The sequence below is a fragment of the Aneurinibacillus thermoaerophilus genome (assembly GCF_019603355.1).
Classification (GTDB): Bacteria; Bacillota; Bacilli; order Aneurinibacillales; family Aneurinibacillaceae; genus Aneurinibacillus; species Aneurinibacillus thermoaerophilus.
Window position 1 is genome coordinate 1,446,488 of record NZ_CP080764.1, and the last position, 15,112, is coordinate 1,461,599.

Here is a 15,112-nt window from a genome sequence, read left to right on the forward strand (position 1 = left end):
ATCCATTATTTTATTGTAATTAAAAATCACCCAATGATGTAATGTCACTGGGTGATTTATATATACGTTTAAAAATGATATTTAATGGCGCAAGTTTTGATTTGGGAGTAAAAATCAAGCGCTGATTGACCTTGCTCTCTTGAATGAGAACTGGATTGTTTCATTCCGCCGAATGGTGCTTGATATTCCACACCAGCTGTTTCTTGGTTTACTCTTACCATTCCAGCTTCCGCTTCTTCTAGGAAACGATGAGCTTTTGATAAATCAGTGGTAAAAATAGAAGCGCTTAATCCATACACAGTTTCGTTGCACAACTGAATCGCTTCATCGTAGTTTTTAGCTACTAGCACCGTTGTTACGGGACCGAATATTTCTTCTTGTACTAACTTATGTTGTGTATCTACTCCTGCCACTACCAATGGTTGAATAAAATAACCTTCATTATCACTTTCGATCGATCCTTGTGCGATAATTTCTGCTTCCTCCTCAGCCATTTTTACGTAAGAAGAGACCGTTTCATATTGATGTTTAGATGCAACAGGGCCGAGATATGAATCTGGAAGCAACGGATCTTTAGCTTTTAATAAAGATACTGCTTCATTGAATGATTTCATAAAGATCGGATAAACACTTTCCTCAACAATGATACGGCTGGTTGCTGTACATTTTTGTCCGGCTGAACGGAAGGCACCACTTAATATCATAGGAATCGTTTTTTCGATATTGGCATCATGAAGGATAACAGCAGCATTTTTACCGCCCATTTCTGTCTGATATTTAATGTTTCGTTTAGCACAAATGGAAGCGACTTGCTTTCCAATCGTGGATGAACCGGTAAAACTAACAGCGTGAATATCTGTAGTTTCGAGAAGGGTGTTTCCCACTTCTTTTCCTTTTCCAACGATAAGATTTAAAACTCCGCTTGGAAGGTTTGCCTGCTGGAATATCTCTGTTAACTTAATAGCAGATAGTGTAGCATTCTCCGCTGGTTTCCATATCACTGAATTTCCACAAATAAGTGCAGGGGCGATTTTCCAAATAGGAATAGCTACTGGAAAGTTCCATGGTGTAATAATTCCCACTACTCCTAACGGAACACGTTTTGAAAATTGTATAACATGTTTATCGCTTGAAGGGATTATATCGCCATTTGAGCGTGTACCTTCTGCGGCATAATAACGCAACAAGTGAATGCCACGTACGACCTCACCTCGCATTTCACCAATTGGTTTTCCCATTTCCCTACTTGCGAGTACTGCTAGTTCTTCAAGGCTATTTTCTAATGCCTCTGCCATCTTGTATAGATAATTCCCTCGCTCAATTCCTGTCATCTTAGACCATATTTTGAATCCTTCTTTTGCTGACTTTTCCGCTTCAAGTAAATGTTTGGCGGAAGAATAGCAAAGGATGCCAACTTCTTCTTGGAGGTTCGAAGGGCTATATACGATCGTTTCCTTTCCGTCAATAGATACCCATTCTCCACCTATAAAGTTTTTGGATTCAATTAATGATTTTGTTTTCATAACCGTACCTCCCGCTCAATGTTTGTATGCATTCCTATTGTTATTTACGACAATTTTAATTTTTTAGAAATCGGAAAGGATAAGGAAGACTCCTTACCCTTTCTCTTACAATTAATGTTTAATTTTTTCTACTGCTCTCTCAAAGTCTCTCCTTACATTTTCATATTCTTCTTGATGTAAAGGAAGTCTAGGTGGGCGTGCAGGACCAACGGGTTGTTCAGCTAACTCCATCATATACTTAATGTATTGAACCAATTGGGGACTAGCGTCATAATGAAATAGAGGAAGAAGACGACGATAAAGTTTCAATGCTTCGTCTATTTTTCCATTTTTGGCTAAATTGAATAATTGAACTCCCTCTTTAGGTAATGCGTTAGGAACACCGGCAATCCACCCTGTTGCTCCTATCATTGGACCTTCTAACGATAAATCATCGACGCCTACCATGACTTCCAAATCTGTTCTATCTAGAATATCATGCATGCGACGGATATCACCTGAAAACTCTTTTACAGCAACCACATTTTCAAATTTGGCAATCTCTTCGAGCAAATCAGGGGTTAAATCTGTTGGGTAATCTCTAGGATTGTTATAAGCAACAATAGGCATACCGACTTTATTAATAGCTTCATAATGGGCGATAATCTCGTTTCGTAAAGGTTTATAGTTAATAGGTGGAAGCACCATAACACCTTCAGCTCCAGAGTCTTTTGCATATTCAACCCATTTTATGACTTGTTGCGTAGATGGAGCAGCGGAACCAACAACAACCGGTACACGTCCCCGAGAAGCTTCAATGACAGTTTGTACTACTTTTGCTCTTTCTTCAGGAGTAAACGTAGCATATTCACCGAGTGATCCTGTAGGAACCAGTCCTTGTACGCCTTCTTGTATGAGCCAATCACATAGCTCATACAATTTTTTATAATCGACTTCAAAATCAGTAGTAAATGGAGTGACAAGAGCAACATAAACTCCTTCAAATCTTGCCATTTGAAATTCCCCTTTCCATTTAATTTTTTATTCATTATCTTGTTATCGCAAAATCCATACCAATGTTTTTTGATAATTATGTAAATTTTTTTATACATAATGCGTTTTTGTATGTATAAAAAAGTTTACAATGTATAAAATTTTATAAGTTGGCTGTTACCACATATTCTGAGGAAACACCCGAGCCAACCAAAACCATTCCCAAAGCGATTTTTCTCATTGCTCTAGTAGATGGAGTTATTTTCGGCTCTTACTTCACACAACCTGTCTTTCCTGATGTGTCTTTCTTTAAAAATCCCGATGCGACTGTGTCGGAAATTGCCTTGTTCGCTGGTAGAAAGGTATTTCAGCGCAAAATGAGCAAGTGCCAGAAAGTATGGGTAACAATGCGACCATTATCCGGATCGAGCCACCTGCAGTTATTTTGTACGAGCAAATTGATATCGTTCTTAACGCGATTGAGAAAAGTCTCGGTATGATAGCTCAAGAAAAAGTAACGTTTTGTCAATAAAGTGAAAATCCCCGAATTCGGGGATTTTCAGTTTGTAGACAAAGTCTAACTTCGTTGTCGATGAGTGTACTATCATGAATGCTATCGAAATTCCTTTATTCTAAATTAAGAACAAAAGCGATAGTGTTCTCCGTATGGTTCATAGTAATGCTACTACCAAGGCAAATACTGATGACCTTTCTACTCAGGATATTTATTCTTGCTGCTCACGATGCCATTGCTGTCCATGATGCCACTGCTGTCCATGATGCCACTGCTGTCCAGGGTGCCATTGCTGTCCAGGATGCCATTGCTGTCCAGGATGCCATTGCTGTCCAGGATGCCATTGCTGTCCAGGATGCCATTGCTGTCCAGGATGCCACTGCTGTCCAGGGTGCCACTGCTGTCCAGGGTGCCATTGCTGTCCATGATGCCACTGCTGTCCAGGGTGCCATTGCTGTCCATGATGCCATTGCTGTCCAGGGTGCCATTGCTGTCCATGATGCCACTGCTGTCCATGATGCCATTGCTGCTGTCTATCTTCAGTCATATTCTTCCCTCCAAGGTATTAGTCTATTTCCTGTATTTAAGATATGTGGTCTGAAAGGAAGAGTGAGAAGAATAAAAGCCCAAAATGCAGTCTCGGAAATTTGGATATGACTTCATATTCGTGAAGAGTGAGAAGAATAAAAGCCCAAAATATCCCCCGTTTGTACCTGTTAAATGAATTGGAAAAATTTGTTTCTATAACCGAGATTATAGGACATAGCAAAGCGAAAGAAATTCACATTTTTGCTACTAACCGGATATCAATAATGAGTCTAGCAGAGCCAAAAGAAAAGAGAGAGAACTAAAATAAAACCATAAAAATATTATGTATACTAAAAGTGCGGATATCCATTTTTGGAGTTGAGTCCATATAATTGTGTAAAAACAGTCTCTTTAAAATTAAGAGAGCCATTTCAAATACCCTCGGTTAGAATGAAGTTGACCAGAAAACATTCCAGGAGAGGGGATTTTGAAAATGGCTCAATACCAGATTACTGTAGATTCGCAGCTTTTGCAGCAACTTTTTCTCGGAAATTCGCAGGATTCGGGGGTGGCCAAGCTGCTGGAATCGGTATTGAATCAGGTGTTGCAAGCCCAGGCTACGGAACAACTGTCTGCGGAACCGTACGAACGTACAGATGAACGCCAAGGTTATCGAAACGGTACATATCCTCATCAACTGACGACGCGGGTGGGAACGATCACCCTTCGGGTGCCACGGATTCGAAATGGAAAGTTCTCGACAGAAATGTTTGCCCGCTATCAGCGAAGTGAACAAGCCTTGGTTTTAGCCCTCATGGAGATGGTGGTGAATGGGGTATCAACTCGAAAAATTGCCCAAATCACGGAGGAACTGTGTGGAACCGAGTTCTCTAAGTCAACTGTTTCCGAACTGTGTATTCGAACCCATTTTCAAGGGGTGACGTGGCAACGGTGTCAGACTCATTTTATGCGAAATATCCTCGATGCCACGCCCAAGCAGCTGCAAGAGGAGTTGTATCCCCGTGTTCGTGCGATTTTGGATGCTCCTGATCTTGAGACCGCACGGTTGTTGTTGCAACAAACGGTGGAAACGTATGAGGCCAAAGCTTCAAAGGCGATTTCCGTTTTAGAGAATGGTTTTGATGATGCCACAGCCGTTCTTCTACTCCCTGAAAAGTACCGCAAACGACTTCGGACAACAAATGGCATGGAGCGACTCAACGAAGAAATTCGCCGACGGGAGTGTCATTCGCATTTTTCCTAACCGTGAATCTGTTATTCGCCTGATCGGGGCTTTGCTTATGGAGATAGACGAAAAATGGGCAAGCGGCAAAAAATATCTCGATATGGCAGAGTATTTGGAATGGCGAGAAACTCAGGCAACAAAAGCGATGTCTAAAGTGACTCGCATTGGCTAATTTATTTCTCTAACCGAGGGGAATTTACACACAAATCTGGACTTGATCAACATATGTCTGTGAATCATGCAACCGACAATTAGTAGGGACTACAACACATCTCTTAACAATGAACGTGGAGGATTAGAAATCCTGGATTTTGCATAAAACACAGTACCCTCGGACAGAGGGAAAAGAAACGCCTGTGAAGATCGTTGGTTGCGAGGTCGATGAAACAGGAATCCACGGGGCTTGCCCAGTGTGAGATTACCAACCAAGAAAATGAACCTAATAAAAGGATTGAATTTATTGCCTTTTGCTTTGAGGGGGAATACGGTTTGAGCCTTAGTGTAAGCCTGATAATGGTGAAGTGTGACATTCGCCCAATGATTCCGAACTGTTTGCCATTTTATTGGGTTACTCATAATGAACAAGAGGCAACATGGGATGAGTTTCAGTTTGTGAGAAGAATCTCACATTCAAAGCTGTCGCCCATTATATGAACTGGACAGTGATCTACGATCCGGAAATGGTTCTGTTTGCTTCCGATGAGGAAAGTGCGTACATTTCTGAGAGTTACGATGTATGTTCAATAATTATCCAGGGCACATCTGGTACGTATGACTTTCATAACTGCTCAGAATGGACAAAGACTCGTAACTTTTTATCAGTTGATGGTGCGATTGTAGAGGACATGGGAGAATGTCTAACTGTGGAAAATTACATCACCCCTGTGACCTTTCCGAGGAGGCACTATTATCTATATTGCAGGGACTGGGAGTTGATTTTGATAAGCTCATACGGGAGCAGAGATTCATCCTCAAGGAGATGGCCTAACTGCACATAGATGATCAAGCACCCGTAAACTCTAACCGTCACCTGTTCAAGAAAAATAAAGTATTAGCCCCCCTTTAAGGAAGGAGAAGGGGGGCTAAAGAAAAAGGTGTGGAACGCGGATTGTTTCTGCATTTTTTTTACAAAAATCCGATTATTTATACAATTACCCAAGAAAAGTGTCGAAATAAAATTATTTTCAAACCATCTATATATTGGTATATTTTGTAGTAGATCGAAAAACAAGGAAATTAATTAGTATTTTGTGTCGTTGTCATGATTTTTGTGTTAGTGGTAGTAGAGTATTCTTCGGCTATTTTTATTGGGGAAGCGCTGACTCATTTATGCATGTTATTCGTTTTTGTATCAGGAAGAATTGTAACAAAAAGTACGACCCAAGACCCTTTCTATTGGAGGGATCTAACGTGGTCTAGGTGTAAACGAAGAAGATCATTGAGTAATTCTTAGTTTCTTCATTGGTGGTAAAGTCGTATATTCAGCGTACGTTGGCTCATACCATTTTGTTTCATTCAAACAAATAGCTTCTTATTACCACTCATGCAGCACGTTAGTAGTGTCGGAAGAGCTGAATTAAAAAGTCATCATTACGGTCGCACACAATTAATCGATTCTTGTCGTACCCGTATCTAAAAGGAGCGCTGATAACAATAATATTTATTGCTTTTAATGTTTTCTGTACAAGTTCATAAAAGTTCTGCAGATCTTCCTTCATGATGAGCAGGTAGGGCTACTGTCACACAAAAATCCATATTTAGTAAAATGTAAGGATATATTACATATTTGTATTTCTCCATATTGTATGTTTCGAACTAATTAACATAAGTCATTCAATATTTAGAGTCTTAATATCTAGTATTTGTCAAGGCCGGCTATAACTTCCCCAAAATCGCCGTTTTAAAATTCCCCAGAAGGGCTCCTCACGAACCCTTCTGTTTTCGTGATGCAGCCTTCTTTTCCCGTAATCTGTAGCTTTCACCTTTCATGTTAAAGATACGAGAATGATGCAGAAGTCGATCCAACATCGCTGTCGCAATAACTGGATCTCCCAATACTTCTCCCCATTCACCAAATGACTTGTTGGAGGTCATGATGATAGAACCACGTTCATAGCGGCGAGAGATGACTTGAAAAAGATAGTGGGCACTTCCGTGCTCTAGATGCATATAACCCATCTCATCCACAATGAGTAAACTTGGCTTTACGAATGTGCGAAGCTTTTTCTCCAACTTTCCTTCTTGGTCCGCTTTTCGTAACTGGGAGATTAGCTCCTGTGCTGTAATGAAATATACCTTATGCCCTTGTCCAATTGCCTCAAGAGCGATGGAAACGGCAAGATGTGTTTTCCCAATGCCGGGAGGACCAAGAAAGATGAGGTTCTCTTTGTGTTTCAAGAATGAAAGGGTCATCAATTCTCGAATACGCCGTTCATCTACAGAAGTCTGCACAGAGAAGTCAAACTCGTCCAACGTTTTGCGAAACGGTAGTTTCGCCAACTTGAGTAACGTTTCCGTTGTACGTTGATGCTTCTGCGCAATTTCTGCTTCTAGAAGGCTGAATAAAAACGCAGAGTATGGTACATTATTCTTGGCAGCTTGTTCTGCTGCTTCCGACCACATATCGCATATGGTCGGTAAATTTAATCTTTGACAGTACTCTTCGATTTTCTCCATCATGACATCTCACCTCCGGTGAGCTCGTCATATTCAGAAAGCGAACGAGTATGTACCTCAAAATGAGAAGCGGGTTGAGAGCGGCCAACTCCAATGTCCTGTTTCTCATTTTGCTTTTGCGGAAGGAAAATCACGTTCTCGTGAAGCTGTTTGCACGAGATGCGCACTCCTTGATAGTAGGCTGTCACTTGTCCATCTAGGGACTCTTTGACCAGTATCTCTTTTTGTGAGTACTCTGGATCCACAATCCATTTCACGCCACGATAGGAGAACGTCCCGTCGAAATGCGTCTTGCGATAGGAACGATAACTTGTGTCATAGTCCGCTTTCTGGAGAATCGGCTGAAGCTTTTCTTCTGCCCAACGCTCTTGCGGAGAAACCCCTGTCGTATCGTTTTTCTTGCGGTTTCCAACGCGATCCAGCCATCGAAGAAGCTGTTGGTTCAGATCCTCTACCGAATCGTAAGATGTCCCTACATAGAATGAATTTATAATGTACTGAATGGCTCGCTCTACTTTGCCCTTTGTTTGAGCCCTGTAGGGCTTACAAGCCTTCGGAGTGAAGGAGTAGTAAGAGGCAAACTCCGCAAATCGTTCATTCCACTTCACCACACCTTGTTCCCGTCCATCTGTCACAGTCTTCATGTTGTCAAACAAGATATGTTGCGGAACACCGCCAAAATACTTGAAACTATGAATGAGACACTGCATCAAGTGCTCCTGGTCTTGAGACGTTGTCACTTCTGCATACTTCATTCTGGAGTATCCTAATACGGCAACGAACATTGTCAGCTTGACTGGTTCGCCATGTAGGATCACGGTGCCAATTTCTTTCCAGTCTACCTGCATCTGTTCTCCAGGCAACGTTTCATACCGTACGGTATACTTCGCTCTATGCGTATCCCGAAAGGGCTTGATGTAGTCTTTCAGGATCGTTCTTCCCCCTGTATAACCAAGGCTCTGGATTTCTCCATACAGTTTCTCGCTGTTAAACACACCATCTTCTATCATGCGTTTATGCAAGTAGTCTTTATAGCGGTCTAGTTTACTTCCTCGGCTCGTTCGTTTCTTTTTCAAAGGCGGGGAGTTTTCCCCAAGATACTTACGAACTGTTTTTCGATCAATCCCCAACTGCCGGGCAATGTCAGAGATAGACATTCCTTTCCGGTATAACTCCTTGATCATAAAAAATTCCCCTCTCGTAATCATGAACCATAGCTCCTCTCAGATGTCTATGGTTCTTATTGTAGGTTGGGGAATTTTATTCCGGCTATATTGGGGATTTTATCATCGGCTTTAACAGTATTTTAAGGATTTGATCAAATATGTTAGGAACGAGCGGCATTCAATACGATATGAAAATACCCATGGTTGAAATTTTTCAAACAGTTGAAGGGGAGGGAACTAGAGCAGGATTCCCCACGACATTTGTAAGAGTATTTAATTGTAATCTTAGATGTACCTGGTGTGACACAAAGTATAGTTATGCACCTTACAAACCTGAATTTACAGCTACGATAGGAGAAATCGTAGAGCAAGTTAAAAGATTTCCGAATAAACATATTTGTTTAACGGGTGGAGAACCTCTGATACATGGGGAAAGATCGTTGATGCTTTTAAAAGCATTAGCGGAGATCGATTATATAGAGGATATTCACATTGAGACAAATGGCGCGATTAACATTAGTGAGGTTTGTAGATTTCGAGAAAGTCACCCAAATTTCAAGAAGAAGATACGCTTCATCTTAGATTACAAACTACCAAGTAGTGGTGAAATGAAAAAGATGATTTTAGAAAACTTTGATTATTCGCAAGATAATGACGAGGTTAAATTTGTAATTAGCGATTCTAATGATTTTGAGGTGGCTACAAGGATTTTAAAGAAGTTGTATAAAAAAGGAACAGTTCTATTTAGCCCTGTATGGGAAACTATGCCACCTGATAAATTGGTAAATCTCGTGTTATCAAATCAATTGGTAAATGTTAAGGTTAGTCTTCAACTACACAAAATTATTTGGGACCCTAATAAAAGAGGGGTATAGGAGGTATGAAAATGAAGAAAGCAGTTGTTATATTAAGCGGTGGGTTGGATAGTGCAACCTGTATGGGAATTGCAAAAGATGAAGGGTACGAATTGTATCCAATTACTTTCCATTACGGTCAAAGACATTCACGTGAGGTTGAAAGTGCTATTAAAATGTCTGAATATTATGATACAAGGAGTCATAAAGTAATTAATTTAGATTGGTTAAGGCAAATAGGGGGAAGTTCCTTGACAGATATAAGCTTGGATGTTCCAACTTCAGGGTTAACAGACGAAATTCCAAATACTTATGTCCCTGCACGTAATTTGATTTTCATAGCATTGGCAACAGCATATGCGGAAGTAATTTCAGCATCAGCTTTATTTCTCGGTGTCAATTCATTAGATTACAGCGGTTATCCGGATTGTCGTCCAGAATTTATTCAATCGATGTCAAAAACAATCAATCTAGCGACCAAAAATGGAGTAACTGGAATGAATATCAAAATAGAAACTCCATTAATTAATATGACAAAAGCTGAGATTATCAAAAAAGGACTTGAGTTGGGCGTTCCTTACCATCTAACAACATCTTGTTATCAAGGTAAAGAACTAGCTTGTGCGAGATGTGATAGCTGTCGTTTACGTATTAAAGGATTCCAAGAAAATAAGATCATAGATCCCATTGACTATGAAAAATCTATTGTTTGGAATTAAAGGAGAAATTTCATGAAACAAAAATACCATCTCGTTAAACATTTCTGGATTGCTTGTGCACATCGTGTACCAAATGCTGGTAAGTGTGATAGAATTCACGGACATAATTATAAAGTTACTTTTTGTATCGAAGGATCAAAGTTAGATGATAAAGGAATGTTAATAGATTTTCGTGATGTTAAGCACTCGATTGAGGATAAATACGATCATTATTTATTAAATGATTTCCCAGAATTCGATGTTGACCAAGGTGGATCTGCACCGTCTACTGAAAAAGTTGCAGAAGTATTTTATTCAATCATAAAAGATCTCTGTTTAATGAAAATAAATCAACCCAAAGTAAAGTGGGTTGAAGTACAGGAAACCAATGAAGTCTTTGTAAGATACAGCGAGGAGTTGGAAAATTAAAATGAACCACACAGTACTCAATGTAGATTTAGAAGAAAATATTAAATTAATTCTTCAATACATTGGAGAAATTCCAGAAAGAGAGGGCTTAATTGAAACTCCTAAAAGAGTCATAAAGATGTATGATGAAATTTTTAAAGGTTATAAAGAAGATCCTAGTTCGTATTTGCGAAAAACGTTTAAAGAGGATCACAGGGAGTTAGTATTGGTAAAAGATATTTCATTTTACTCTCATTGTGAGCATCACATGGTACCTTTTTTTGGGGTTGCTCATATTGCCTACATACCTAACGGTTTTGTGGTTGGATTAAGTAAAATTGCAAGGATGCTGGAAGCTTATGACAGGAGGCTTCAATTACAAGAAAGGTTAACATTTCAAGTTGCTAAAACCATGTTTGAGGTGCTTAATCCTTTAGGAGTTATGGTAGTGATAGAAGCAGAACATTTTTGTATGACTATAAGAGGAGTTCAGAAACCAGGTGCAAAAAACGTAACAACGGAGACTCTTGGTATTTTTACTGAAGATAATGAGTTAGTTCATAAGGTCTTAGACCTTATAAAAACTAAATAATGTTTTATGAAAAGGAGTGATTAAATTGCGAGATATTCACACTGAAACAGAAATCACGCTATTGGGAAATCAAAACGTCGAATATCCAAGTAATTATTGCCCTGATTTGTTGGAGAGTTTTGAAAATCTTCACCCAGATGTTGACTATTTCGTCAAATTTAACTGTCCAGAATTCACCAGTCTTTGCCCAATAACTAAGCAACCAGTCTTTGCCCAATAACTAAGCAACCAGACTTTGCAACGATTCATATTAGTTATGTACCAGATAAAAGGCTAGTAGAAAGTAAGTCTTTAAAGTTGTATTTATTTAGTTTTCGAAATCATGGGGACTTTCATGAAGATTGTGTTAATAAAATAATGAAAGATCTCATTAATCTGTTGGAACCAAAATATATTGAAGTCTGGGGTAAATTCCTTCCTCGTGGCGGGATAAGTATTGACCCTTATGTAAACTGGGGTAAAGAAGGTACTCGTTGGAAACAAGTAGCGGAACATAGACTGTTTAATCATGATTTAAATCCAGAAAAAATTACAAATCGATAAATTAACGGAGGTTGAGTTCGATGAATGTAAACACTGTATCTAATGCCTATCTTATACTTGAAAACGAAATTGCAAAAATGTTTGATGAACAAGTCATAAATGGACCTTTCTATTCTGCATTTAGTCAACGTAAACTGACCGATGAACAGATTGCAAAGTTTAGTATTCAATATGGTCATCACAGATGTTATTTCCATCAACTATTGGGTGCAACAATAGCATGTGCTCCTCCATGCGATAAATGGTGGGCACCAATTGTTGAAAATTTATATGATGAATGCGGCAGGGGTGTAGCAGGTATGGGTCATGGTGAACTCTATAATACTTATTTGAAGAGTGTGATCCCTGATGTTGAGTTAACCGCATTTGGTACACCTGCTATACCAGCTGAGGATTTTATTTTTGAATACAACCGTTTGGCTTTAGACTTTTATAAGAATGCAACTTACCTTGAAGCCTTCGGATATATGGGGCCAGGTAACGAATTATTAACCATTCCCATGTATAAAAGTATTTTAATAGGTCTTGAAGAAAGAGGATATGACTTAAATTTCTGGAAGATCCATATTGAGGAAGTCGAAGAAGAGCATTATGGTTCTATTAGAAATCTTTTAAGTTCTTATGAAGATGAAGAAAGTTTGAAACAAATTGAAAATGGCGCAAAAACTTCTATAGAACATATGAAATGGTTCTATAACGAATTCTATGACTATCTGTTTCTAAAATAGTTTCAACTGTTTTTTTAGGCTAAATTCAAGTAAAGTACATTAATTAAATTACCAGGTAGAAGGAGCTAATCATGACATATCTCGTTCTTAGTTATGCTCATCAAGCGGAGATGCCATACCATGAATGGCTTCCGGAGATAAAAGACCAACTCATTCTATTTGTGAATGGTGAAATTTCAAATTCGTTTAATCGACAACAATATTCATCAATTTTTTCTTTTAAAAATTATAGCAATAATGGGAATGTCGAAAGAGAAGCTATTCTTTTAAACGAGAGACACCATATCAAGCGAATACTGGCTCTTGACGAATTGGATTTGATTCGAGCGGCACAGCTTCGTGAACTCTTTGGTATTGAGGGACAGAGTGTAGAGAGCGCCGTTACTTATCGAGATAAATTAATTATGAAACAGTATATGAGAAAAAAAGGAATACCTGTTCCGGATTTTAGGTTAATAAATTCACCGCTCGACTTATTGTCATTTGTCAAGGAACATAACTATCCCGTTATCGTAAAACCTCGTGATCTTGTCGCTTCAATCGGAGTTTCAATAATCCGTGATTCTACTGAATTAGAGGAATGGCTTACACATCATTTTCGACCTAATATGTTGGCTGAGAAATATATTGAGGGAAAATTATATCACATTGATGGATTGGTAAACGATGGAGAAATAAAACTTTGTTGGCCATCCACTTACCACACACTTAATCGATATTGGTTAGATACCGACTTTCATTCGAGTCATATGTTGGAGCAAGAAAACCCAGTTTTTCAACGATTGGTAAATCTCACAAGTAAGGTTATTGGATTGATGCCTTCTCCAAAGACGTTTACTTTCCATTTAGAAGTATTTGAAAAGCCAAATGGCGAATTGCTCATCTGTGAAATAGCAAGTCGTACCGGATGGGCACGTGTTAATAAGACAATTGAATACACTTTAGGAGTAAATTTAAATTGCTCTGTTTTACGTCTACAATGTGACCTTCCTGCTAATACACAACCGTCTTTACGTAAGCTTGGAGGGTGGATCTTATGTAAACCTCAAGCTGGTGAATTGGTATATGTTCCATCTGAAGTACCTTTTGATTTTGTAGTTGAGTACCAAGTCACAGGAAAGCCTGGAATGGTTTACAACGGAGCTAAAAGCTGTGTTGATTCCATTGCCAACATGATTGTTATGGCGAATACAGAAGTAGAGTTACGTGACAATATAAGTAAAGCCCAGCAGTGGTTTGTTGAAAATACAAAATGGAGGTACCTAGATGAGATCTAACACAAATCATGGGCTGCCTGTTATTAAAACAACAATTCCTGGGCCCAAATCGCAACAACTCCTTAGCAAACTTCGGGAATTAGAAGCACCCAACTTGACAAATACAGATAATGAAATAACGATTGTTTGGGAAAGAACAACAGGCGCGAACATAATTGATGTAGATGGAAATCAATACATTGACATGGCTGCCGGTTTGAATGTTGCAAACATCGGACATACTCATCCCGCTGTTCAGGCTGCTGTTAGCAAGCAGATTGAGGAAATGTTGCAAGGAATGGGTGATTTCCATGCAAACATAAGAAAAATCGAGTTTATGGAATTTATTCAAAAAATTATACCTATTCCAAATGCTAAAATGATCGTGTCGGTTAATGGATCGGATGCAGTTGACAGTGCCCTAAAAACCGCAAATCTAGCAACAGGAAAGAGTGGTTATATTGCGTTTTATGGAGCGTATCACGGGATGGGGGCAAAAAGTATTGAAGTAACAGCACGTCATCATTTCCGAAGACCTTTTAAAAATGAAACAAAGAAATCGACTGCATTTGCACCCTATCCTTACTGTTATCGGTGTCCTTATGGTGAACAAGTTGATACCTGCAAGCTTACTTGTTTAAAAACAGTTCAGGATATGATTGAAAATACTGCCTCAGGAGTAGAAGATGTGGCGGCCGTTATTATTGAACCAATTCAGGGACGAGGAGGAGTGGTAGTTGCTTCACAGAAGTTTCTTCAAGGTTTGCGTGAAATCTGTGATCGTAACAATGTGTTATTAATTTTTGATGAGATACTAACAGGCTTCGGACGTACAGGTAAGATGTTCTCCTTCCTTCATAGCGGAGTGATACCAGACATTATGACCATCGGGAAAGGGCTTTCTTCTGGTTATCCAATATCCGTTTGTGCAGCTAAACAGGAAGTAATGGACAAAGCGTGGGGACAGTATAATGGAGAGCCCATTCATACTAGTACGTTCCAAGGAAACCCGTTGGGATCAGTAATTGCCATGGCATCCATAAAAGAGTTGCTAAATTCAAACTTAGTTGAAAAGAGTCACTATGATGGATTGTATCTACAAAAGGAGTTAAGAAATCGAATCGGTGCTCACCCTAATGTCGGTGATATACGTGGAAATGGCTTGATGGTAGGGATTGAGCTAGTCAAGGATCGAGATACCAAAGAAGCAGCACCAGAACTCTGCTGGGAAATTATACGCAGGGCTATGAAAAAGGGTGTACTTCTATTGAATGGTGGTCACCAAGTCAATGTATTGTGCTTAACTCCTCCACTTTGCATTACGAATGAGCAGTTAAATTTTGTTATTAATACACTTGAGACGATACTCAATGAATTGAAAGTCGAGCTTTATCAACAAAATTAGGAG

13 protein-coding genes and 2 pseudogenes are annotated in these 15,112 nt (G+C 39.2%); 10 read left to right on the forward strand and 5 right to left on the reverse strand.

The genetic code is table 11. The features are described from left to right. Positions 1-68 precede the first annotated feature (68 nt). Positions 69-1,505 carry an aldehyde dehydrogenase family protein gene (locus K3F53_RS07655; protein WP_057900353.1) on the reverse strand — a complete coding sequence of 479 codons (1,437 nt, stop codon included), beginning with the start codon at positions 1,503-1,505 and terminating at the stop codon, positions 69-71. A gap of 129 nt (positions 1,506-1,634) precedes the next feature. Continuing rightward, positions 1,635-2,516 carry a dihydrodipicolinate synthase family protein gene (locus tag K3F53_RS07660; RefSeq protein ID WP_220560182.1) on the reverse strand — a complete coding sequence of 294 codons (882 nt, stop codon included), beginning with the start codon at positions 2,514-2,516 and terminating at the stop codon, positions 1,635-1,637. 376 nt (positions 2,517-2,892) lie between these two features. Here K3F53_RS07660 and K3F53_RS19645 point away from each other — a divergent pair, with 376 nt between their 5' ends. Further along, the gene (locus K3F53_RS19645; protein WP_281423727.1) at positions 2,893-3,027 is read left to right on the forward strand and encodes a hypothetical protein; all 135 of its coding nucleotides are present in this window, start codon (positions 2,893-2,895) and stop codon (positions 3,025-3,027) included. A 180-nt stretch (positions 3,028-3,207) separates the two neighbouring features. On the opposite strand, the gene K3F53_RS07665 is transcribed toward K3F53_RS19645, so the two are convergent. Next, entirely contained in the window at positions 3,208-3,525 is a 318-nt protein-coding gene (locus K3F53_RS07665; protein WP_220560184.1) for a hypothetical protein, read from the reverse strand. 505 nt (positions 3,526-4,030) lie between these two features. Here K3F53_RS07665 and K3F53_RS07670 point away from each other — a divergent pair. Continuing rightward, positions 4,031-4,955 (forward strand): annotated as a pseudogene (locus K3F53_RS07670) (transposase). Between the two features lie 1,751 nt (positions 4,956-6,706). Here the strand turns inward: K3F53_RS07670 and istB are convergent. Both istB and istA read right to left on the reverse strand, forming a co-directional pair. Beyond that, positions 6,707-7,462 carry an IS21-like element helper ATPase IstB gene (gene istB, locus K3F53_RS07675; protein ID WP_057897355.1) on the reverse strand — a complete coding sequence of 252 codons (756 nt, stop codon included), beginning with the start codon at positions 7,460-7,462 and terminating at the stop codon, positions 6,707-6,709. Further along, the gene (istA, locus tag K3F53_RS07680) at positions 7,459-8,667 is read right to left on the reverse strand and encodes an IS21 family transposase (RefSeq protein ID WP_057897356.1); all 1,209 of its coding nucleotides are present in this window, start codon (positions 8,665-8,667) and stop codon (positions 7,459-7,461) included. The genes istB and istA overlap by 4 nt, the downstream gene beginning before the upstream one ends. A gap of 116 nt (positions 8,668-8,783) precedes the next feature. On the opposite strand from istA, the gene K3F53_RS07685 reads away from it, so the two are divergent. The 8 genes and pseudogenes from K3F53_RS07685 (at position 8,784) to K3F53_RS07720 (ending at position 15,109) form a co-directional block, all read left to right on the forward strand. Further along, positions 8,784-9,500, forward strand: a complete 717-nt coding sequence (locus tag K3F53_RS07685; RefSeq protein ID WP_057899115.1) for a 7-carboxy-7-deazaguanine synthase QueE — start codon at positions 8,784-8,786, stop codon at positions 9,498-9,500. An 11-nt stretch (positions 9,501-9,511) separates the two neighbouring features. Beyond that, the gene (gene queC / locus K3F53_RS07690; protein WP_057899114.1) at positions 9,512-10,198 is read left to right on the forward strand and encodes a 7-cyano-7-deazaguanine synthase QueC; all 687 of its coding nucleotides are present in this window, start codon (positions 9,512-9,514) and stop codon (positions 10,196-10,198) included. A gap of 12 nt (positions 10,199-10,210) precedes the next feature. Continuing rightward, on the forward strand, positions 10,211-10,606 hold the full coding sequence (locus tag K3F53_RS07695; RefSeq protein ID WP_057899113.1) for a 6-pyruvoyl trahydropterin synthase family protein: 396 nt from the start codon (positions 10,211-10,213) through the stop codon (positions 10,604-10,606). 1 nt (position 10,607) lies between these two features. Beyond that, positions 10,608-11,177 carry a GTP cyclohydrolase I FolE gene (folE, locus tag K3F53_RS07700; RefSeq protein WP_057899112.1) on the forward strand — a complete coding sequence of 190 codons (570 nt, stop codon included), beginning with the start codon at positions 10,608-10,610 and terminating at the stop codon, positions 11,175-11,177. A 34-nt stretch (positions 11,178-11,211) separates the two neighbouring features. Beyond that, positions 11,212-11,720: pseudogene (gene queF, locus K3F53_RS07705) on the forward strand (preQ(1) synthase). A gap of 20 nt (positions 11,721-11,740) precedes the next feature. Next, positions 11,741-12,448: an iron-containing redox enzyme family protein gene (locus K3F53_RS07710; protein ID WP_057899110.1), complete on the forward strand. Its 708-nt coding sequence runs from the start codon at positions 11,741-11,743 to the stop codon at positions 12,446-12,448. Between the two features lie 71 nt (positions 12,449-12,519). Further along, on the forward strand, positions 12,520-13,725 hold the full coding sequence (locus tag K3F53_RS07715) for an ATP-grasp domain-containing protein (protein WP_057899109.1): 1,206 nt from the start codon (positions 12,520-12,522) through the stop codon (positions 13,723-13,725). Next, on the forward strand, positions 13,715-15,109 hold the full coding sequence (locus tag K3F53_RS07720) for an aspartate aminotransferase family protein (RefSeq protein ID WP_057899108.1): 1,395 nt from the start codon (positions 13,715-13,717) through the stop codon (positions 15,107-15,109). The genes K3F53_RS07715 and K3F53_RS07720 overlap by 11 nt, the downstream gene beginning before the upstream one ends. Positions 15,110-15,112 lie beyond the last annotated feature (3 nt).